The organism is Streptomyces sp. NPDC048197, assembly GCF_043202395.1.
GTDB lineage: Bacteria > Actinomycetota > Actinomycetes > Streptomycetales > Streptomycetaceae > Streptomyces > Streptomyces siderophoricus.
This window is the reverse complement of record NZ_JBIDAJ010000006.1, coordinates 60,073-79,666: the sequence shown is the minus strand read 5'-3', so window position 1 is coordinate 79,666 and position 19,594 is coordinate 60,073. Positions and strand designations below refer to the sequence as shown.

Sequence of the window (19,594 nt, the reverse complement as noted above, 5' to 3'; positions counted from 1 at the left end):
GTCGTCAGGCTCCCCGGCTGCCGAGACGGGCGGGGTCCAGGTCCGTCCAGTGCTCCTCGACGTAACCGGCGGCCTCCTGCCGGGTCACCGAGGTGAGCACCGGCCGCCAGCCCTCGGGGACCTCGGCGAACGCCGGCCAGAAGCTGTGCTGGTTCTCGTCGTTGACCAGCACGTGGAAGGTTCCCTCTGCGTCGTCGAACGGGTTACTCATGGGCCGCCCCTCGTCCTCTCGCCTGCCGGCGTGGTCCTGCTCACTATGCTCAAGCGCGCTGACGCGGGACTGACGAACGGCTGAGCACGGCCGCCGGTCCGCGCACCGGGTACGCGGGCTGCGTCCGCCCGGAGAGCAGCCGTTCGGGGCGCGGCGCGGCGGGCCGGCCCGTGATCCGCCCGAGGAGGTCCGCCGGGCCGCTGCCCGACTCCCCGCAGTCCCCGTGCGTCCCGCGCCAGGCGCACCAGGCGGGCAGCGCGACCATGCCGACGAGCAGTTCGACGGCGACGGCGGAGACCGCGGCCACCACGGCCGCCGACCGCATCTGGGCCATCGGTCCGGCGGCCGGGAGCCACCCGGCCACCACCAGTACGGCGGCCGGCGCGGCGAGCGGGAACCCGGCGCGGCGGCAGCCGTCCTGGGCGGCGGCGCCGGCCGGCATGCCCAGGCGCCGGTTCTCCCGGATCCGGCCCGCCGCCCGGACGTACCGGGGCAGGACGAGCGCCGACAGCACCGGCCAGGCGGCCACCGGTGCCCACCGGCCCGCCGGCGGGCCCTGGCCGGCCGGTGCCACGAACGCCGGCGCCAGGTCGCCGAGCACCGCCCACGTCACGGAGACCACCAGAGCCAGGGAAAGCACGACCAGCGGACCGAGCACCCAGGACCGCAGGGCGAGCGCGGCGCCGGCCGCGGTGAGGACCAGCAGCACCGCTCCCCCGGCCGACCACGGCCACGGCGCACCGGAGGCCGCCTGGGTCAACGCCCCGGCGAGGAGGGCGAGTACCCCCGCGGTGAGGACGAGGCCGGCCGGCGCACGGTCCGTCACCCGGGCGAGCACCGCGCGGTGCAGCCGGGACGCCCGGGAGGACTCCGCCCGGCGGGGCGCGCGGCGCGGGGCGGCGCGGCGGCACCGGTCGCCGAGCACGAGCGCGGCGGGCACCGCGACGTTCGCCGTCAGCAGCGCCACCACGGACACCACCGCCGTCCCGGCCGCGACGCCGGGCAGTGCCGGGGCCCCGGTCACCGCGAGCCCGGCCGCGGTCAGCAACAGCAGGCCTGCGCTGCGCACCACGGACCGCCCGGAGGTGCCGGCCACGATGGTGAGCGCCGCGGCGGGACGGTATCCGCGGGTGCTCTCCTCCTGGTACCGGCGTACGTGGGCGGGGAGCAGGTCCAGGCCCAGCACCAGGCCCACCAGGGCCACCACCGCGGCGGCCGGCGCCCCGCCCGGCGTCACCAGGCCGCCGAGCGCCGCCAGCCCGCCGCCCCAGGCGAGCGTCGCCAGGTGCCGCAGGCGCGTCCCGCCGGCCGTGGCGAGGGCACCGGTGACCAGGGCCAGCAGCGCCACCGGGGGCCCGAACCGGCCGGCCGTGCCGAACGGCCGGACCAGGGTGCCGAAGAGGACCGCGAGACCTAGGACGACCAGCCAGCCGCGGACCGCCCGTTCCGGATCGCCGACGGCCCACCGTGCCGTACCGACGACTCCGCACCGAGGTAACGCCATATGCCTGCCACCCTTCTCCCTCGGGCCGACGGGCAGCAGCCCCCGCGGTACGCAGGGGCTGCTCCCCGTGGCTCGATGTGTCACCTGGTCGCCGCTCGGTCGTCGGTCGGGTCGGCGAGGTCGCAGGGGATCTCGAAGGCCACCGTGGTGGGGCCGCCGTCGGGGCTGGTGATCGCGAGGGGGCCGTCGAAGACCGCCAGCCGGCGTTCGACCCCCTTCAGACCGTTGCCCTTCTTCAGGTCGGCCCCGCCCGCGCCGTTGTCGTGCACCGCGACGCGCAGCGCACCGTCCGCGTGCCGGATGTCGACGTGTGCCTCACGGGCCCCCGCGTGCTTGGTGACATTGGCGAGGAGTTCGGCGATGGAGAAGTACGCGGCGGACTCGACCGGCTCCGGCAGCCGTCCCGGCAGGGAACCGGCGACCTGGATCTTCAGCGGGATGCCGAGGGCGAGGGTGCGGACCGCGTCGACCAGACCGCGGTCGGCGAGCACCGGCGGGTGGACGCCGTTGACCAGGTCCCGGATCTCGTTGAGCGTCTTGGTGGAGTCCTGCTTGGCGGCCAGCAGCAGGGCACGCGCCGCCTGCGGGTTCTCCTCCAGCAGGGACTCGGCCGCGGAGAGCGTCATGCCGAGGGCGACCAGCCGCACCTGCGCCCCGTCGTGCAGGTCCCGCTCGATGCGGCGGATCTCCCCGGCCTGCATGCGCATCGCGTCCGACCGTGAGTGCGTCAGGTGGTCGACGCGTGCCGACAACACGGTCCGGGAGGTCCCCAGTACGGCACGCGCCCAGCGGCCGTGCAGCGGCAGCATCACCCGCGGCAGGTACCCCACCGAGACCACGATCTCCACGACGCCCAGACCGGCCGCCCCGATCGCCGCGGGCAGGCTCTGCACCGGCAGGAAGAGGAACCAGGTATTGTCCCAACTCTCCACCACGGGCTGCCAGATGAACGGCAGGATCAGCCCGAACAGCCCGTGCACCAGGGCCACCGCGGGCAGCAGCGCCAGGACCGGTCCGATGCAGGGGTTGATCAGCAGCCAGAGCAGATCACGCCAGGTGGCCGGATCGCCGATCATCCGGTGCACCCGGCGCAGACCCGGCAGCCGGGCCTGACCGGGTGGTTCGGGCGCGTACGGCTCGGGCACCCGCACCCCCGTCCACTCCAGTGCGAGCCTGCGCTGCAGCCGCGCGTCGGCGCGCACGGTGTCCAGCGCCCCGGGCAGCAGCGGGATCCCGACGCCGACGCAGGCCAGGGCGACCACGACGGTCACCCAGACCAGGAGCAGGACCTCGGTCAGCGCCAGTCCGGTCAGCACCACGCCTCGCCATAACAGGGCGGCGGATCCGCCCCAGCCGGGCCTGAGGCCCACCACGGCACCATGCTCGTTCATCGTCGCCTCGTTTCCTGTCAGCGGTAGGTGGATCAAGCATCCCCTGAGGCACACCGCGACGCAGGGGAGCTAACTCCCCTCTTTCGGGCGCTGTTCCGGTGCCGGATCTCCGTTCGGCACCGGACGGCCCGGACGGTCCGGGACGGCTACGACGCCGGTCCGTCGTTCCGGTCCGCGGACCCGTCGTAGCCGCTGGTCCCCGCGTCGAGGAGCGGCATACGGCGCTGGCCGGCGGCCCGGGAGAGCCAGCGGAGGGAGTGGTAGCCGGTCAGCACGATGAGCGTCCCGAGGGCGATGCCGCTGAGTTCGAAGTGCTCGGTGAACTTCAGCGAGACGCCTCCGATGGCGATGATGATGCCGGCCGCCGCGGGGATGAGGTTCAGCGGCACGGTGAAGTCCACCCCGTTCCGGATCCAGATCTGGGCACCCAGCAGGCCGATCATGCCGTAGAGGATGACCGTGATGCCGCCCAGCACGCCGCCGGGGATCGCGGCCACCACCGCACCGAACTTCGGGCACAGGCCGAACAGCACCGCGAAGGCCGCCGCGGCGGAGTAGGCGGCGGTGGAGTAGACCCGGGTGGCCGCCATCACGCCGATGTTCTCGGCGTACGTCGTGGTGGCGGGGCCGCCGACCGCGGTGGAGAGAACGGTGGCCGTGCCGTCGGCGACGATGGCCATGCCCATCTTGTCCTCAAGGGGGTCGCCGGTCATTTCCCCGACCGCCTTGACGTGTCCGGCGTTCTCCGCGACCAGCGCCACCAGAACGGGCAGCGCCACGAGAATTGCGGAGGCCGAGAAGTTCGGGGCGTGGAAATCCGGGAGCCCGATCCAGTGGGCTTTCTCCACGCCGGAGAAATCGATGCGCCAGTGGTCGGTCACCTTGCCCGCGCCATTGGCGGAATGAATCATTCCCGCGGTGCGGTCGAGAACCCAGGACAGGACGTATCCGAAAACCAGGCCCAGGAAAATGGCAATACGCGACCAGAACCCGCGCAGGACCACGAGGGCGAGACCAGTGAACAACATGGTTGCCAGGGCCGTCCATTGATCCTGCGGCCAATAGACGGACGCCGTCACCGGGGCGAGGTTGAAACCGATGAGCATCACGACCGCGCCGGTCACCACGGGCGGCAGAACCGCGTGGATCACCCGCGCGCCGAGGATGTGGATGACGATTCCGCAGCCCGCCAGAGCGGCACCCACGACGAGCATCGCGCCCGTCAGCGTGCCGGCATCTCCGCCCTGGCCGGCGATGACGGCGGACACCCCGACGAAGGAGAGCGAGGACCCCAGGTAGCTCGGAATGCGGCCGCGGGTCATCACCAGGAAAAGCACCGTGGCCACGCCCGATGCCATCAGGGCGAGGCTGGGGTCCAGCCCCATCAGCACGGGGGCGACGAAACACGCGCCGATCATCGAGACGACGTGCTGGGCGCCGAGCGCGATGGTGCGGCCCCACGTCAGGCGCTCGCCGGGCCGGACCACCTCCCCCGGATTCAGGTGCCGCCCGTCCCCATGTAGCTTCCACCCGAAGCCGGCCATGATCACTCTCCACTTCCGCGACGCCCTGCACGTCACAGAGCCGAGGTGATTCATAGTCGAACGACTGCGTCAGGACAAACCGCGCCGACGCCCGGCCGCCGCTGCCGTGCGCGGGAGCACTGCCGGACGGGGGACCTCGTCGTACGGCCAGGACCGGGGGAAGGGCCACCCCCGGGAGCTGCGCTCCGCCGTACCACGAGGTCCCCGGGCACCCCGGGCCTCAGTGGCCGTACTTCTTGACCGCCTGGTAGTACGTCCAGGCCAGGGCCTTGCAGGAGACCTTGCGGGCCCCGGAGTAGCCGCCGCAGACCCGCTTCAGGTCCTCGTACAGCGCCTTGTCCAGCCGGGCCTTGTTCGCCTTGAAGGTGCCCATCCGCTTGTAGTTGCGATAGCCGAAGTCATGGCGCGCACAGCGGAGGTGGAAGGGGAAGCCGAGGGGGTTGTCGGGCGACTTGGAGCAGTAATCGGTGTTCCAGTTGAAGCGGTAGGCGGCCCATTTCGACCGGTGGTCCCGGGCGGCGGCCCACTGCGTGTAGCTGGCCGCGCCGGTCTGGGTCCAGTTCGACAGCACCCGCGGCTTGTCGGCGGGCACGGCCTGGGCGGCCGGGGCGGGAGCGGCTGCGGTCAGCAGCGCCGCTATGGCCAGAAGCGGGGCGGTGAGTGCGGGTATACGTCTTCGGGACATGCGCCAACCTCCGGAATTCTGCACCACGTTCACCGCGGCGCCTCCTGGAACGCGAAAAGATATGGGTTTCTCAAAGGCCGTTGCCGCTCTTGTGGCTCTCCGGAGAGCCACAAGAGGGCGCGCCGATTATTACCCCGTTCCGGTCAACGCCGCCCGGGAAACGCGGATTTCCGCAAGGCAACTGTCACGCTGGTCGGATGACGACGATTCAGGAATCCGGCGAACCGGGTCGGATCGGCACCGCGTCGCCCCGCCAGGAGCCGCCCGGCGACGTGGCCGGGGTGCTGGCGCGGATGCGGGCGCTGGACGCGGCGCTGCCCGCCGGCGACGGGGTGGCCGTCTTCAACGGCGTATATCTGACCGTCACCGAGGCGGTGGCGCGACGCCTCGGTGACGGTGCCTTCCGGGACCCGGCGGCCGCCGGGGAGCTCGACGTCCGGTTCGCCCGGCGCTATTTCGCCGCGGTGGACGCCGCGGCCGCCGGGCTGCGGCCACCGGCCTGCTGGCGCCCGCTGTTCCAGCTGCGCCGCCACCCCGGCGTCCACCCGCTGCAGTTCGCCCTGGCCGGGATCAATGCGCACATCGGCCACGACCTCGCGCTCGCCGTGCTGGACACCTGCCGGGCACTGCGTTGCGAACCGGCGGCGCTGGAGGGCGACTTCGACCGGGTGGGAGAGGTGCTGACGAGCCTGGAGGAGCGGATCCGCGAGCAGCTGATGCCCGGCCCCGATCTGCTCGACATCGCCGATCCGCTGACCCATCTGATCGGTTCCTGGAGCCTGGACAAGGCCCGGGACGGCGCCTGGGTGGCGGCCCGGGCCCTGTGGGGCGTGCGCCGGCTGCCGGAGGTGACGGAGGAGTTCACCGAGCGGCTGGACGCCGGCGTCGGCCTGGTGGGCCGGATGCTGCTGACCCCGCTGCCCGGCTGAGCCCGCCCGCCGCCCCTCGTGGCCCGTGGCCTACGAACTTCCTTGCGCAGTAGGTAAGTTGAAGGGGTCACAAAGCAGGGAACGGCACCGACGCGACACCCGACACCCACCCCCACACCCCACCAAGGAGTGCGCCGCATGGCCATCCGACTCGGTCTGAGCCTTCCGCAGATGCGGCAGTACGACATCGGACGGGACGTTCCCGACGTGGCCCGGGCCGCGGAGGAGACCGGCTATCAGAGCCTGTGGGTCTTCGAGCGGATCCTGTTCCCGGAGCCCGCCACCCAGGGCCTGTACGGCATCCCGGGACTGCCCTGGCCCGACCAGTACCGCTCGGTCGCCGACCCGCTGGTGACGCTGGCCCTGGCCGCGGGCGCCACCCGGCGGGCCCGGCTGGGCACGAGCGTGCTGGTCGCCCCGCTGCACGTGCCGTTCCAGCTGGCCCGCCAGCTGGCCTCGCTGGACGCGGCGAGCGGCGGCCGGGTGGTCGCGGGCCTGGGTACCGGCTGGTCGCTGGACGAGTACGCGGCCGCCGCGGTCGCCCCGTTCAAGAGGCGCGGGAAGGTCCTCGACGAGCTGATCGACGTCTGCCGCGCGGTGTGGGGCCCGGACCCGGTGGCGTACGAAGGGGAGCTGACCACCATCGCCCCGTCCGAGGTCGGGCCCAAGCCGAAGGGGCCGCTGCCGATCCTGCTGCCCGCCAACAGCCCGCGGGCGCTGCGCCGGCTGGTGGACCGGGCGGACGGCTGGATGCCGGTCGGCACGGGTGCGGAGCAGCTCGCGAAGCAGTGGAAGCGGCTGCAGGAGCTGGCCGCCGAACGGGGCCGCGAGGAGCCGGTGCAGAGCGTGCTGCGGGTGAACACCGAGCACACCGGCGCTCCGTACGGGGGCCCGGACCGCCGGCCGTTCCAGGGCAGCGTGGCGCAGATCGTCGAGGATCTCGCCGCGCACGCCGCGGTGGGCGTGGAGGAGATCCTGATCGATCTGCAGGGCCACGCCCGGGACGCCGAGGAGCTCAAGGACCTCGCGGCGGAGGTGTACACGGCGGCGCGGGCGGCCGGGGTGTGACCGGCCGCCCGCGCGCGGGGGGATGAACGGAGGTCAGTCCTCCGGCAGTTCGACCGGGGCGATCTCGTCGTACACGTCGCCCGGACCGGGGTTGGTGGCGTCGGTCGTGCCGCCGAGGTGGTGCATCACGCCCCACACCGCGTTGAGCGCGGTCTGGATGGCGCCCTCGGCCCAGCCGGCGGTCCAGGAGATGTCGTCGCCGGCGAGGAAGATGCCGCGCTTGTCCTCGGGGAGGCGGTCCTGCATGAAGTGGGTGAACAGCCGCCGCTGGTAGCGGTAGTGGCCGGGCAGGTTGGCCTTGAACGCGCCCATGAAGTAGGGCTCGTTCTCCCAGGAGACGGTGACCGGGTTGCCGATGATGTGCTTGCGGATGTCGACCTTCGGGTAGATCTCGCCGAGCGACTTCAGCATGACCTCCATCCGCTCGTTGGCGTCCAGCGGCAGCCACTTGAGGCTGTCGTCGCACCAGGTGTACGAGAGGCAGATGACGGCCGGCTGGTCGGGGCCGTTGTCCAGCAGGTAGGTCCCGCGGGTCATCCGGTCGGTCAGCGTCATGGACATCACGTCGCGGCCGGTCTCCTCGTCCTTGTCCAGCCAGAACGGCCGGTCGACGGGGACGAAGAGCTTGGACGACTCCATGTAGTGGGTGCGCTCGATCGCCGTCCAGTGGTCGATCGGGAACAGCTCGTCGTCACAGGCGATCTTGGACAGCAGCATCCACGACTGGGCGGTGAAGACGACCGCCTTGTAGGAGCGGATGTCGCCGGAGGCGTCGGTGACGGTGACGCGGTTGCCGGCGGTGCGGTGCAGCCGGGTCACGGCCGGGCGCGGCGTGCCGTCGTGCAGCGACGACAGCGAGGTGCCCTGGGCCCAGTGCACGATCTTCTGCGGCTCGCGCTCCCAGAGGCGCAGCGGCAGCTGCTGGGAGCCGCCGACGATGCCGCGGTGGTGGTCGTCGGCCTCGGTGTAGACGACGCGCAGGATCTCCAGGATGGAGTTGGGGAAGTCGGTGTCCCAGCCGCCGGTGCCGAAGCCGACCTGGCCGAAGATCTCGCGGTGGCGGAAGGACTTGAAGGCGTCGGAGTCGCAGAGGAAGCCGTAGAAGGTCTGGTTGTCGAGCTTCTCGACGAGCTTCGCCCAGATCTCGCGGATGCGCGGTACGTCGCGCTCGCGCATGGCCTGGTTCATGTCGGAGAAGTCGGCGCCCTCGTCCAGGCACTTGTTCCAGGCGTCCGCGACGTCCCGGTAGACCTGGGGCAGGTCGTCGACCGTCTCGGCGTAGTGCGACTCGCCCTTGAGGTCGACGACGGTCGACGGGGTCGACTCGGCCAGCGGGTTGGGGAACGGCTTGGTCGTAAGGCCCACCATGTCGATGTAGTGCTGCAGCGCCGTCGAGGACGGCGGGAAGCGCATCGCGCCCAGCTCGCAGTTGAGGCTCTCCTCGCAGCCGTCGAAGCCGACGGTGCGCAGCCGGCCGCCGATCTGGTCCGCCTCGTACACGACGGGCTTGAGGCCCATCTTCATCAGCTCGTAGGCGGTGACGATGCCGGAGAGGCCGCCGCCGATGATCGCGACCTCGGTGCCGTGCTCGGTCGCCGGTATCTGGCCGAGGCCCGCCGGGTGGGCCAGGAAGTCGTCGTACGCGTACGGGAAGTCCGGGCCGAACATGGTGATCGGCGGCTGCGCTTCGGTGTGCGGGACGGCGGGGGGCACCGTGGACGTCATGGGGTACGGACTCCTTGCGGGGAAAGCTGAAGGCGGGGCGGGGCAGGGCGGCGGGGAGAGGGTCAGACGAGGGGCCCGTAGAGCTCCGGGCGGCGGTCGCTCAGGTAGGGGTTGGTCTCGCGGGAGGCGGCGAGGAAGGCCGGGTCGACGGCGGCACAGACCAGCTCCTCGCCGCGGCCGGCGCGGGCCCGGGCGACGCCGTCCGGGCCGGCGAGCGTGGAGAGCCCGACGAACTCGAACTCCCCTTCCGGGCCGGTGCGGTTGACGTACGCGATGTACATCTGGTTCTCGAAGGCGCGGACCGGGACCAGCGATTCCGCGACGAACTGGAACGGGTGCATCTGCGCGGTGGGCACCAGCAGCAGGTCGGTGCCGGCCAGCGCGTGCGCCCGGACGTTCTCCGGGAACTCCACGTCGTAGCAGATCATCAGGCCGATGCGGAGGCCACCGAGCTCGGCCTGGACGACCGGCCGGTCGCCCGGCGTGAACCACTCGCGCTCGAAGCAGCCGAAGAGGTGGGTCTTGCGGTACGTGGCGAGGCGCTCGCCCCGGGCGTCGATCAGCTGGACCGCGTTGTAGACCGTGTCGCCGTCCCGCTCGGGGAAGCCGTAGGCGATCGCCAGGCCGTGGTCCGCGGCGATCTTGGCGACGGCGTCCGCGGACGGGCCGTCGGCGGGCTCGGCGAGCTTGGGCACGTCCGCGCCGATGGCGTAGCCGGTGAGGAACATCTCGGGCGCGGTGAGCAGTCCGGCGCCCTGCGCGGCGGCCGCGCGGGCCGCGTCCGTCAGGACCTGCAGATTGTGGGCGACATCGCCGGGCCGGCCCGAACTCTGGAGCAGGGCGGTGTGCAGCGGTGTCATGGGACCCCTCGGCGAACGGTTCGGGCGGGACGCAATGACGGTACGGGTCGGTGACGATTCCGGACAAGGCGCCACCGTTGCGTGCGGCCGGACGATTCATTGCGCGTTCAAGCGCCTCCGCGGCGATTCGTTGCGCCAGAGGTCATCGGGCCTCCGGCGGGGGGCCGGCGGCGATCGTTTCCCCGACCACCCGGCGGACGAGTCCGCGCAGCCAGACGTGGCCGGCGTCCGCCTCCTGGCGGGGGTGCCAGGCCATCGCCATGCTCATCGAGGGCAGTTCGAGCGGGATGGGCAGGGTGCGCAGGCCCAGGGCGCGGACCGTCGAGGCGGCGATCACCTCGCCCGCGAAGCCGACCGCGTCGGTGTCGCGGACCATCATCAGCGAGGCGGCGAAGGTGGGGACGGTGGCGATCACCTTGCGGCGCAGTCCGAGGGCGGCCAGCGCGGTGTCGATGGGGCCGGTAAGCCGGCCGCGGCGGGTGAAGTTCAGGTGCGGCGCGGCGGCGTAGCGGCGGGCGGTGAGCCGGCCCTCGGTGAGCGGGTGGCCGTCGCGGACCACCGCGACCCCGCGGTCGGTGAACAGCTCCTCGGAACGGATCTCCGGTTCGGTGCTGTCGATCACCCCGAGTTCCAGGTCGGCGGCGCCGTCCCGGAGCAGCGGCAGGTCGACGTGGCTCTCGCCGAGGAAGCGCAGCACGACCTGCGGGGCCTCCTCGGCGACCCGGGCGACCAGGCGCGGGCCGACGGCGGTGACGACGAGGTCGTTGGCGCTGAGGGTGAAGGCCCGGGCCAGCTGCGCCGGATCGGCGGGGGCGGCGGGGGCGAGCACGCCGTGGGCGGCGTCCACCAGGCGGCGCACCTCGGCCCGGATCTCCAGGGCGCGCGGGGTGGGGACCATGTGGCGGCCGGCGCGGACGAGGACGGGGTCGCCGAGGGTGCGGCGGATCCGGCCGAGGGCGCGGCTCATGGCCGGTCCGGAGAGGCCGAGGCGGTCGGCGGCCGCGGTCACGCTCTCTTCTTCGAGCAGTGCGTCGAGGGCCGTCAGGAGGTTGAGGTCGATGTTTGCGTTTCGCGCAATCATGGAGTGCACACCTTGCATTTGAGGTTAATCCACAGTGACCCTAGCGTCCCGCCCATGACCTCGACACTGTCTCCGCCCCCTTCCCCTTCCTCGGGTTCCTCTTCCTCGGATTCCCTTCACAGACCCGCGGCCGGCCCGGGCCGGCAGCGTGCGGTGACGGCCGCGATGTGCGTCTGCGTGCTGGTCGCGCAGTCACTGGTGGCCGCGATGAACCTCGCGATCCCCCGGATAGCGGCGAGCGGACTGCATCCGTCCGCCGCCCAGCTGCTGTGGATCGTCGACACCTACGTCCTGGTCTTCGCGGGGCTGCTGATCCCCGCCGGTGCGCTGGGCGACCGCTACGGGCGCAAGGGCGTGCTGCTGACCGGGCTCGGCGTGTTCGCCACGGGTGCGCTGCTCAGCGCGGTGGCGGGTTCCCTGCCGGTACTGCTGGCCGGCCGGGCCGTCTCGGGCGCGGGCGCCGCGCTGCTGGTCCCCGCGACCATGTCCGTCCTGCTGCACGCGACCCCGCCGGACCGCCGGGCCGGTGCGGTCGCCGCCTGGAGCACGGCGCTGGGCGTCGGCGGCATGGTGGGCAACGCGGGCGGCGCGCTGATCCTCCAGTACCTGCCCTGGCAGGGGCTGTTCTGGGCGTATGTGCCGCTCGGGCTGGGCCTGCTGGCCTGGGTCGCCGCGGTGGCGCCGCGGGTCCCGCGGCAGACCGCCGTGCTGGACCTGCCGGGCTCGGTGCTGCTGGTCCTCGGGGCGGGCGCGCTGCTCTTCGGCATCATCGAGGGCCCGGGGCGGGGCTGGGGTTCGGCCACGGTGACGGGGGCCTTCGCCCTGGCGCTGGTGGTGTTCGCGGTGTTCGTCCGGCACGGTCTGCGGGCCGCGCATCCGGTGCTGGACCCGCGGCTGTTCCGGCTGCCGCGGCTGCGGGCCGGCGCCCTCGGGATCGCCGTGACGTTCTTCGGGATGTTCGCGCTGTTCTACGTCAACGCCCAGTTCCTGCAGTACGTGAAGGGCTACTCGCCGCTGCAGACCGGGTTCGCGATCGTGCCGCTGGCCGTCGGGATGACGGCGGTGACGCGGTACGGCATGCGCTGGGCGCACCGGGCCGGCGAGGCCAGGGCGGTGGGTGCGGGGCTGGGGCTGATCGCGGTGGGCCTGCTGCTGATGTCCACCGCCGCCGCCGGCACCCCGTATCCGCTCTACCTGGCGTTCCTGCTGGTGATGTCGGTGGGTGCGGGGCTGGCGATGCCGACGCTGTCGCATGCGATCGTGGCGTCGGTGCCGGCCCACCGGTCGGGGATGGGCTCCGGACTCCAGGGCGCGGCACGGGAGTTGGGGGCGGCGCTGGGGATCGCCGTGGTGGGGACCGTGCTGTCGGTGCGGTTCGCCGCGGGCACCGGGCACGGCGCGGCGGTGACCACCGCGTTCACCGAGGCCACCGCGCTGGGGTACCGGATCGCCGCGGGCGTGGTGCTGGTGGCGGGGATCGCCGCGGTGGCCGGCCTGCGGACCCGGGCGCGCTCCGGGCAGCCCGGCGCTTTACCTCAAGTCCAGCTTGACCTCAAGTCCACTTGAGGCAGCAGGCTCGGCGGTATGACCTCCACCGGAAGCGCCACCGCAGCGATGCAGTACCAGCTCCAGTACCTGACCGGCCGGGCCGGGATCGGCGACCTGATGGACCGCTGTCTGCGCTCCCTCGACGAGGGGCGGTTCGACGAGGAGTGGGCCCGGGCCTTCCACACCGACGACGTCACCGCCGAGATGCCGATCGGCACGCTCCACGGCCGCGGCGCCCTGCGGGCCCGCGTACGGGCCGGGACGGCCCTCTTCGACCGGACCGTGCACCTGGGCACGAACCCCGTCATCGAGATCGACGGGGACCGGGCCACCGTGCGCGGCGCCCAGCTGAGCACCCACGTCCTGGCCGACGGCTCGAAGGAGGTGTTCGCCTCCGCGGGTCACACCGGCAGCGCTCCGGTGCGGACCGCGGACGGCCGGCGGACCGCCGCCACATCGCTGCGGATCGTCCGGACCCGCGGCACCCCGCCGCAAGTGCCTGCGGACCTGGGTGCACCGGCGCCCTAGCGGGGCGCGCCCGAGCCGTACCGGCGGAGCAGCGGGGAGAGCACCAGCACGGACTTGGTCCGTTCCACGAACGGCTCGCCCGCGATCCGCTCCAGCACCCGCTCGAAGTGCCGCATGTCGGACGCGAAGACCTGGACCAGGGCGTCCGCCTCACCGGTGACGGTGGAGGCGGACGCCACTTCCGGGTAGCGCGACAGGCCGCGGTGGATCGCCTCGGGCGAGGTGTTCCGGCGGCAGTAGATCTCGATGAACCCCTCGGTCTCCCAGCCGAGCGCGGCCGGGTCCACCCGTACGGTGAAGCCGGTGATCGCGCCGTCGGCCCGCAGCCGGTCCACCCGGCGCTTGACGGCCGGGGCGGACAGCCCGACCTCCTGGCCGATGTCGGCATAGCTGCGGCGGGCGTCCTCGGCGAGGGCGTGGACGATGCGTTCGTCGAGATCGTTCAGTCGCACTGCGGGTGGATCACTTCTCTGACGTGGCCAATCGGGAGCGGCGCAAGCCGTAACCGAAGTAGATCACAAGGCCCACGACCATCCAGACACCGAAGACCACCCAGGTCACGGCGCCGAGGCTGGTCATCATCCAGAGGCAGAGCAGGAAGCCGATCGCCGGGAACAGCGGCGAGAGCGGGGTACGGAAGGTGCGCTTCATCTCCGGGCGGGTCCGGCGCAGCACGATCACCGCCACGTTGACCAGCGCGAACGCGAAGAGCGTGCCGATGCTGGTGGCGTCGGCCAGCTCGCCCAGCGGCACCGCGGCGGCCAGGATGCCGCAGAACAGCGAGACGATCACGGTGTTGACCCGCGGCACCCCGCTCTTGGCGTGCACCTTGGCGAACGCCTTCGGCACCAGGCCGTCGCGGGACATCGCGAAGAGGATGCGGGTCTGGCCGTAGAGCACGGTCAGCACGACGCTGGCGATGGCGATCACCGCGCCGAACGCGAGCAGCACGGCCCACCAGCTCTGCCCGGTGACCGCCTTCATGATCCCGGCCAGCGCGGCCTCGGAGCCCTCGAACTTCTGCCACGGCATGGCGCCCACGGCGATGGCCGCGACCAGGCAGTACAGCGCGGTGACGATCACCAGCGACAGCATGATGGCGCGGGGCAGGTCGCGCTGCGGGTCCTTGGCCTCCTCGCCGGCCGTGGAGGCGGCGTCGAAGCCGATGTACGAGAAGAACAGGGTGGCGCCCGCGGCGCTCACACCGGCCATGCCCATCGGCATGAAGTTGGCGTAGTTGCCGGACTTGATGCCCTGGAAGGCGACGCCGCAGAACAGCAGCAGCGCGGCGATCTTGACCAGCACCATGATGGTGTTGGCCCGGGCGCTCTCCTTGGCACCGCCCAGCAGGAACGCCATGGCCAGCAGCACCACCAGCAGCGCCGGCAGGTTGAAGTAGCCGCCGTCGCCGGGCGGCTGGGACAGCGCGTCGGGGAGGGTGAAGCCGAACGTGCCGGCGAGCAGCTCGTTGAGGTACTGCCCCCAGCCCACCGCGACGGCCGCGACCGAGACGCCGTACTCCAGGATCAGGCACCAGCCGCAGACCCAGGCGACCAGCTCGCCGAGGGTGGCGTAGGCGTAGGAGTACGAGGAGCCGGAGACCGGGATGGTGCCGGCCAGCTCCGCGTAGGACAGCGCCGAGAACAGCGCGGTGATGCCGGCGATCACGAACGAGATCACGACCGCGGGGCCGGCGTCCGGGACCGCCTGGCCGAGCACCACGAAGATGCCGGTGCCGAGGGTGGCACCGATGCTGATCATGGTCAGCTGCCAGACGCCCATCGAGCGGCGGAGCTCACCGCCCTGCCCCTGCCCGCCCTCGGCGACCAGCCGCTCGACCGGCTTGCGCCGCATCAGCCGGGTCCCGAGGCCGCCGGGGCCGCCGGGAGAGGGCGGCTTGGTGTCGCTGGCCCCTGCGGGCGGGGCTGCGCCGTGCTCCAACACTGGGGAGGCTCCTTCATCGCTGCCTGTCAGGTGACGGCGACCGACGGCGGTCAGGAAACGGGCATGCGAAAGCACCCCGTGCGGGAGACCGCCGAGCAGGCGGTCTCCGCCACTCCACGTACTGACGCAGACCTTACGGGGCGCCGTTGAGCTGCCGTAATGCAGGTTCCTTGCGCAACCACGGCTGATCGTTGCGCACCGGCGACCCATACGGTGGATCGTTGCGCCGTTGCGCCAGGAAACCCCGTAAGACCCCGGAAACGCAAACCGGCCCCGCACCGGGTCGGTGCGGGGCCGGTCAGGCGCTCCCCAGGGCCGTGGGCGGCCCGTTACGGGTCAGCTCCAGCTGTCGTGCAGCGGCTTGCCCTCGGCGTAGCCGGCGGCGCTCTGCACGCCGACCACGGCCTTCTCGGCGAACTCCTCCAGCGTGGCCGCGCCCGCGTACGTGCAGGAGCTGCGGACGCCCGCGATGATCGAGTCGATCAGGTCCTCGACGCCCGGCCGGGCCTGGTCGATGAACATCCGGGAGTGCGAGATGCCCTCCTCGAAGAGCGCCTTGCGGGCCCGGTCGTAGGACGACTCCTCGCTCGTCCGGCGCTGCACCGCGCGGGCCGAGGCCATGCCGAAGCTCTCCTTGTACGGACGGCCGTCGGCGGTGTGCTGGAGGTCGCCGGGCGACTCCAGGGTGCCGGCGAACCAGGAGCCGATCATGACGTTGGACGCGCCGGCGGCCAGCGCCATGGCGACGTCGCGCGGGTGCCGCACACCGCCGTCGGCCCAGACGTGCTTGCCGTACTTCTTCGCCTCGGCGGCGCACTCCAGCACCGCGGAGAACTGCGGCCGGCCGACACCGGTCATCATCCGGGTGGTGCACATCGCGCCGGGGCCGACCCCGACCTTGATGATGTCCGCGCCGGCCTCGATCAGATCGCGCACGCCCTCGGCGGCGACGATGTTGCCCGCCACGATCGGGACCTGCGGGTCCAGCGCCCGGACGGCCTTGATCGCGCTGATCATGCTCTCCTGGTGGCCGTGCGCGGTGTCCACGACGAGCGTGTCCACACCGGCCTCCAGCAGCGCCTTGGCCTTGCCGGCCACGTCGCCGTTGATGCCGACCGCGGCCGCGATCCGCAGCTTGCCGTCGGCGTCGGTGGCGGGGGTGTACAGCGTGGCGCGCAGCGCGCCCTTGCGGGTCAGCACGCCGACCAGCATGCCGTCGGCGTCCACCGCCGGCGCGAGCTTGCGGTTGGCGGCGTCGAGGCGGTTGAAGGCCTCCCGCGGGTCGATGTCCGCGTCGAAGACCAGCAGGTCCTTGGTCATGACCTCGGCGACCTGGGTGAAGCGGTCCACCCCGGCCAGGTCGTGCTCGGTGACGATGCCGACCGGGCGGCCGCCCTCGACGACGACGCCCGCGCCGTGCGCCCGCTTGGGCAGCAGCGCCAGGGCGTCCGCGACGGTCGCCACCGGGGACAGCACGATCGGCGTGTCCAGTACCAGATGACGGCGCTTGACCCAGGTCACGACATCGGTGACGACGTCGATCGGAATGTCCTGCGGGATGACGACCAGGCCACCACGGCGGGCGACGGTCTCGGCCATCCGGCGGCCGGCGATCGCCGTCATGTTGGCCACCACGAGGGGGATCGTGGTTCCCGTCCCGTCGGGCGTGGCCAGGTCGACGCCCTGGCGGGAGCCCACCGCGGAGCGGCCGGGCACCATGAACACATCGTCGTAGGTCAGGTCGTAGGGCACCGAAGAACTCTCTTCGAGCGCGCCGTTCTTCGGATTCAGGAATCGCATATAGCCCAGGATACGGGCCCTGACCAGGGCTCATACGATTGTCCTAGCCCCCGCTGGACCATGTGTGCGATCTGCCAAGAGGGCCGCGGAGGGACCGCCCGGCCGGGCCTCAGGGCGCCTCGCGGCGGCCCCGGCCCCTGGCCATGACCACCGCCAGCCCGGTGCCGGTGTCGCGCCAGTGGCCCACCGCGTCGGCGAGGACGGACTCCACCACGGCCCAGTCCTCGGGCGCGGCGGCCGCGTAGCCGTGCCAGCCCGTGAGGGCCAGCAGCCGGCCGCGGCCGGCCGGGCACCAGGACAGGTCGGTCAGGCAGTCGGCGAGCGCGTCCCAGTTGCGGCCGAACCAGTCGGGCAGCCGCAGCGCGACCGCGCACCGGTCCATGAAGGCGGCCTTGTCCACGACGCCCGCCAGGTCCAGCGCGGCACCGGTCCAGCCGGCGTCCCGCGCGGCGGCCAGCGCCTCGGCCACCGGCCGGTCGGCGGGCCAGGGCAGCACCCCGGGCGGCGTCCGCCCGTCGAGCACCGCCGCGAGCGGCCGCGGCACGGCCTCCGGCTCCGTCATCGCAGCACCGCCTCGAAGGTCCGGGGAAAGGCCCGCGGGTACGGGCATGGCCCGCCGGCGGGGGTGGAGTGCCGCGCGGCGGCCGAACTCCCCCTGCCGGCCCGGCCGGTGGTCCGTCCGGTGAGCACCGGCGGCAGCCCGGCGGGCAGCGCGCCGGGGACGGCGGCGGCACGGCGCGGGAGGGGACGGATCACCATGGGCCGATGCTGTCACAGGCCCGCCCGGGCCGCCCGCCGATGACCGCCGGGCGGTACGGCCGGCCGGCGGCCGGGCTCACTTCCCGTCCGGATCCGCCCGGTCCAGCGCGGGGCGCGGCCCGGGGCCGGTCTCCAGCAGCAGGTGGTCGGCCGCCGCGGTGTCGGTGACCAGGCTCGTCACGAGCCCGGAGCGCAGCACGGCGCCGATCGCCGCGGCCTTGCGCCGGCCGCCCGCGATGGCCACGACCTCCGGGATGCGGCGCAGCCGGTCCGCCTCGACGGTGATGCACCGCTCGCCCAGGTCCCGGCCGATCCGCCGGCCCTCGGCGTCGAAGAGGTGCGCGGACATCTCGGCGGCCGCACCCAGCGAGGCGTAGTGCTCGCGCTCCTCCTCGGACAGCATGTCGTAGACCGTGGAGACGCCCGGCTCCCAGGAGCCGATGGAGACGCAGGCGACGGTGACCTTGTCGAAGTAGTCGAAGGCGCGGGCGATGCCGGTCTGCCGGCGCAGCGCCTCGGCGGTGGCCGAGTCGGGCAGCAGCATCGGCGCGTAGATCGGGTGGGCCTCGCCCCCGGCGACGTCGGCCGCGCGGCGCACCGCCTCGACCGAGCCGCGGTCGGCGGTGCCCGCGTCGTAGACACCGGTCAGCTGGACGACGGTGCACGGCGGCAGCCGGTGCAGCGCGGCCGCCATGTGGATGGTCGAACGGCCCCAGGCGAGCCCGAGCACATCGCCTTCGTTGACCAGCTCGCCGAGCAGGTCGGCGGCGACCTCGCCGAGGTTCTCGGGGTCGGCGGCGTCGTCGGGCGGGGTCTGGCCGCCGAAGGCGGGGGGAGCGTCCGCGGGGGACTCGACGACCACGGCGTGCCGCAGGCCGTAGCGGGCCCGCAGCGCGTCGGAGCGCTCGGCGTCCAGCTCGGAGGGCACCCGGATCTCGATCCGTACGAGATCACGCTCCAGGGCGGTCTCCAGCACCCGGGCGACCTTGAACCGGCTGACGCCGAACTCCTCCGCGATCTGGATCTTCGACTTGCCCTCGAGATAGAAACGGCGGGCCATGGCCGCGGCCTGCACCAGCTCGGCAGGGCCCATTCCGGACTGTGGGCGGCTGGCTACCACGAAATTCTCCCCTTTTGCGCATCTGATCGAGTCTTTGCTCATCCTTTCAGAAACCCGGCGGCAACGGGGACCTTGACCGCCGCGACCGTCGTGAACGCTCGGTGGCGCCACGGACAATTGGCGGCTCGGCCCCGCCGTGGGACCCTTCCTGTGGCCGGCAACGGCCTTGCCGCCCGCCCCCGTTGGCCGGAATTCAGTGTGCGCAGGCCCAGCCGGCCCCCGCGGTCGCCGCCTCGGCCTTCTCCCGCAGATCCCGCACCGCCTTGGCGGGGTCGTCCGCGCCGTAGACCGCGGAACCGGCCACGAAGACGTCGGCACCGGCCTCCGCGCACCGCTCGATGGTGGCGTCGGAGACGCCGCCGTCCACCTGGAGCCACAGCTCCAGGCCGTGCCGGGAGATCAGCTCCCGGGTGCGGCGGATCTTGGGCAGCATGATGTCCAGGAACGCCTGGCCGCCGAAGCCGGGCTCCACGGTCATGATCAGCAGCATGTCGAGCTCGGGGAGCAGGTCCTCGTACGGCTCGATGGGGGTGGCCGGCTTGAGCGCCATCGACGCCCGCGCCCCCTTGGCCCGGATCTCCCGCGCCAGCCGCACCGGCGCGGCGGCCGCCTCGACGTGGAAGGTCACCGAACCGGCCCCGGCCTCGATGTACTGCGGCGCCCAGCGGTCCGGGTCCTCGATCATCAGGTGCAGATCGAGCGGGGTGTCCGTCGCCCTGCTCAGCGACTCGACGACCGGCACACCGAGCGTGAGGTTCGGCACGAAGTGGTTGTCCATCACGTCGACGTGCAGCCAGTCGGCGCCCTCGACGGCCTTCGCCTCCTCGGCGAGCCGGGCGAAGTCTGCGGACAGGATGCTGGGGTTGATCAAGGCCATGCCCCCAGTATGGCGCCCCG

General features: G+C 72.7%; 19 protein-coding genes. 4 read left to right on the top strand and 15 right to left on the bottom strand.

Annotated features, from left to right (window positions below; genetic code table 11):
- Nucleotides 1–4: 4 nt before the first annotated feature.
- The 5 genes from ACGF4C_RS10775 to ACGF4C_RS10755 all read right to left on the bottom strand — a co-directional run bounded on the left by ACGF4C_RS10775 (nt 5) and on the right by ACGF4C_RS10755 (nt 5,335).
- Nucleotides 5–211 carry an MbtH family protein gene (locus ACGF4C_RS10775; RefSeq protein WP_393565133.1) on the bottom strand — a complete coding sequence of 69 codons (207 nt, stop codon included), beginning with the start codon at nt 209–211 and terminating at the stop codon, nt 5–7.
- Between the two features lie 49 nt (nt 212–260).
- A complete protein-coding gene (locus tag ACGF4C_RS10770) occupies nt 261–1,715 on the bottom strand; it encodes a hypothetical protein (protein ID WP_393565132.1) in 1,455 nt (484 codons plus the stop codon).
- An 80-nt stretch (nt 1,716–1,795) separates the two neighbouring features.
- Nucleotides 1,796–3,106, bottom strand: a complete 1,311-nt coding sequence (locus ACGF4C_RS10765) for a sensor histidine kinase (RefSeq protein WP_393565131.1) — start codon at nt 3,104–3,106, stop codon at nt 1,796–1,798.
- Between the two features lie 146 nt (nt 3,107–3,252).
- A complete protein-coding gene (locus tag ACGF4C_RS10760) occupies nt 3,253–4,650 on the bottom strand; it encodes a uracil-xanthine permease family protein (protein WP_393565130.1) in 1,398 nt (465 codons plus the stop codon).
- A gap of 220 nt (nt 4,651–4,870) precedes the next feature.
- On the bottom strand, nt 4,871–5,335 hold the full coding sequence (locus ACGF4C_RS10755) for a phospholipase (RefSeq protein ID WP_393565129.1): 465 nt from the start codon (nt 5,333–5,335) through the stop codon (nt 4,871–4,873).
- A 197-nt stretch (nt 5,336–5,532) separates the two neighbouring features.
- On the opposite strand from ACGF4C_RS10755, the gene ACGF4C_RS10750 reads away from it, so the two are divergent.
- Nucleotides 5,533–6,264, top strand: a complete 732-nt coding sequence (locus ACGF4C_RS10750; protein ID WP_393565127.1) for a DUF5995 family protein — start codon at nt 5,533–5,535, stop codon at nt 6,262–6,264.
- A 138-nt stretch (nt 6,265–6,402) separates the two neighbouring features.
- On the top strand, nt 6,403–7,332 hold the full coding sequence (locus ACGF4C_RS10745) for an LLM class F420-dependent oxidoreductase (RefSeq protein WP_393565125.1): 930 nt from the start codon (nt 6,403–6,405) through the stop codon (nt 7,330–7,332).
- A gap of 33 nt (nt 7,333–7,365) precedes the next feature.
- On the opposite strand, the gene ACGF4C_RS10740 is transcribed toward ACGF4C_RS10745, so the two are convergent.
- From ACGF4C_RS10740 to ACGF4C_RS10730, 3 genes are all read right to left on the bottom strand, one after another.
- Entirely contained in the window at nt 7,366–9,057 is a 1,692-nt protein-coding gene (locus ACGF4C_RS10740) for a flavin monoamine oxidase family protein (RefSeq protein WP_393565123.1), read from the bottom strand.
- A gap of 62 nt (nt 9,058–9,119) precedes the next feature.
- On the bottom strand, nt 9,120–9,917 hold the full coding sequence (locus ACGF4C_RS10735; protein WP_393565121.1) for a carbon-nitrogen hydrolase family protein: 798 nt from the start codon (nt 9,915–9,917) through the stop codon (nt 9,120–9,122).
- A 142-nt stretch (nt 9,918–10,059) separates the two neighbouring features.
- Nucleotides 10,060–10,998 carry a LysR family transcriptional regulator gene (locus ACGF4C_RS10730; protein WP_393565119.1) on the bottom strand — a complete coding sequence of 313 codons (939 nt, stop codon included), beginning with the start codon at nt 10,996–10,998 and terminating at the stop codon, nt 10,060–10,062.
- 153 nt (nt 10,999–11,151) lie between these two features.
- Here ACGF4C_RS10730 and ACGF4C_RS10725 point away from each other — a divergent pair, with 153 nt between their 5' ends.
- Both ACGF4C_RS10725 and ACGF4C_RS10720 read left to right on the top strand, forming a co-directional pair.
- Nucleotides 11,152–12,564 (top strand): MFS transporter, encoded by a 1,413-nt coding sequence (locus tag ACGF4C_RS10725; protein WP_393565118.1) that lies wholly within the window; start codon nt 11,152–11,154, stop codon nt 12,562–12,564.
- An 18-nt stretch (nt 12,565–12,582) separates the two neighbouring features.
- Complete coding sequence (locus ACGF4C_RS10720; RefSeq protein WP_393565116.1) at nt 12,583–13,074, top strand: nuclear transport factor 2 family protein; 492 nt, start codon at nt 12,583–12,585, stop codon at nt 13,072–13,074.
- Here the strand turns inward: ACGF4C_RS10720 and ACGF4C_RS10715 are convergent.
- The 7 genes from ACGF4C_RS10715 to rpe form a co-directional block, all read right to left on the bottom strand.
- The gene (locus tag ACGF4C_RS10715) at nt 13,071–13,526 is read right to left on the bottom strand and encodes an Lrp/AsnC family transcriptional regulator (protein WP_030412031.1); all 456 of its coding nucleotides are present in this window, start codon (nt 13,524–13,526) and stop codon (nt 13,071–13,073) included. The two genes, ACGF4C_RS10720 and ACGF4C_RS10715, sit on opposite strands and share 4 nt — an antisense overlap.
- 10 nt (nt 13,527–13,536) lie before the next feature.
- Nucleotides 13,537–15,018: an amino acid permease gene (locus tag ACGF4C_RS10710; protein WP_393565114.1), complete on the bottom strand. Its 1,482-nt coding sequence runs from the start codon at nt 15,016–15,018 to the stop codon at nt 13,537–13,539.
- A gap of 336 nt (nt 15,019–15,354) precedes the next feature.
- Nucleotides 15,355–16,818: a GuaB1 family IMP dehydrogenase-related protein gene (locus tag ACGF4C_RS10705; protein WP_030412029.1), complete on the bottom strand. Its 1,464-nt coding sequence runs from the start codon at nt 16,816–16,818 to the stop codon at nt 15,355–15,357.
- Between the two features lie 109 nt (nt 16,819–16,927).
- On the bottom strand, nt 16,928–17,380 hold the full coding sequence (locus ACGF4C_RS10700; RefSeq protein ID WP_393565111.1) for a barstar family protein: 453 nt from the start codon (nt 17,378–17,380) through the stop codon (nt 16,928–16,930).
- Entirely contained in the window at nt 17,377–17,577 is a 201-nt protein-coding gene (locus tag ACGF4C_RS10695; protein ID WP_393565109.1) for a hypothetical protein, read from the bottom strand. Before ACGF4C_RS10695 ends, ACGF4C_RS10700 begins: the two co-directional genes overlap by 4 nt.
- 76 nt (nt 17,578–17,653) lie before the next feature.
- The gene (locus ACGF4C_RS10690) at nt 17,654–18,670 is read right to left on the bottom strand and encodes a sugar-binding transcriptional regulator (protein ID WP_030412026.1); all 1,017 of its coding nucleotides are present in this window, start codon (nt 18,668–18,670) and stop codon (nt 17,654–17,656) included.
- 220 nt (nt 18,671–18,890) lie between these two features.
- Nucleotides 18,891–19,574 (bottom strand): ribulose-phosphate 3-epimerase, encoded by a 684-nt coding sequence (gene rpe / locus ACGF4C_RS10685; RefSeq protein ID WP_030412025.1) that lies wholly within the window; start codon nt 19,572–19,574, stop codon nt 18,891–18,893.
- Nucleotides 19,575–19,594 lie beyond the last annotated feature (20 nt).

Coding starts and splice junctions, on each gene's coding strand:
- ACGF4C_RS10775 (WP_393565133.1), bottom strand. CDS start 211: ATGAGTAACCCGTTCGACGACGCAGAGGGAACCTTCCACGTGCTGGTC.
- ACGF4C_RS10770 (WP_393565132.1), bottom strand. CDS start 1,715: ATGGCGTTACCTCGGTGCGGAGTCGTCGGTACGGCACGGTGGGCCGTC.
- ACGF4C_RS10765 (WP_393565131.1), bottom strand. CDS start 3,106: ATGAACGAGCATGGTGCCGTGGTGGGCCTCAGGCCCGGCTGGGGCGGA.
- ACGF4C_RS10760 (WP_393565130.1), bottom strand. CDS start 4,650: ATGGCCGGCTTCGGGTGGAAGCTACATGGGGACGGGCGGCACCTGAAT.
- ACGF4C_RS10755 (WP_393565129.1), bottom strand. CDS start 5,335: ATGTCCCGAAGACGTATACCCGCACTCACCGCCCCGCTTCTGGCCATA.
- ACGF4C_RS10750 (WP_393565127.1), top strand. CDS start 5,533: ATGACGACGATTCAGGAATCCGGCGAACCGGGTCGGATCGGCACCGCG.
- ACGF4C_RS10745 (WP_393565125.1), top strand. CDS start 6,403: ATGGCCATCCGACTCGGTCTGAGCCTTCCGCAGATGCGGCAGTACGAC.
- ACGF4C_RS10740 (WP_393565123.1), bottom strand. CDS start 9,057: ATGACGTCCACGGTGCCCCCCGCCGTCCCGCACACCGAAGCGCAGCCG.
- ACGF4C_RS10735 (WP_393565121.1), bottom strand. CDS start 9,917: ATGACACCGCTGCACACCGCCCTGCTCCAGAGTTCGGGCCGGCCCGGC.
- ACGF4C_RS10730 (WP_393565119.1), bottom strand. CDS start 10,998: ATGATTGCGCGAAACGCAAACATCGACCTCAACCTCCTGACGGCCCTC.
- ACGF4C_RS10720 (WP_393565116.1), top strand. CDS start 12,583: ATGACCTCCACCGGAAGCGCCACCGCAGCGATGCAGTACCAGCTCCAG.
- ACGF4C_RS10705 (WP_030412029.1), bottom strand. CDS start 16,818: ATGCGATTCCTGAATCCGAAGAACGGCGCGCTCGAAGAGAGTTCTTCG.
- ACGF4C_RS10700 (WP_393565111.1), bottom strand. CDS start 17,380: ATGACGGAGCCGGAGGCCGTGCCGCGGCCGCTCGCGGCGGTGCTCGAC.
- ACGF4C_RS10695 (WP_393565109.1), bottom strand. CDS start 17,577: ATGGTGATCCGTCCCCTCCCGCGCCGTGCCGCCGCCGTCCCCGGCGCG.
- ACGF4C_RS10690 (WP_030412026.1), bottom strand. CDS start 18,670: ATGGGCCCTGCCGAGCTGGTGCAGGCCGCGGCCATGGCCCGCCGTTTC.
- rpe (WP_030412025.1), bottom strand. CDS start 19,574: ATGGCCTTGATCAACCCCAGCATCCTGTCCGCAGACTTCGCCCGGCTC.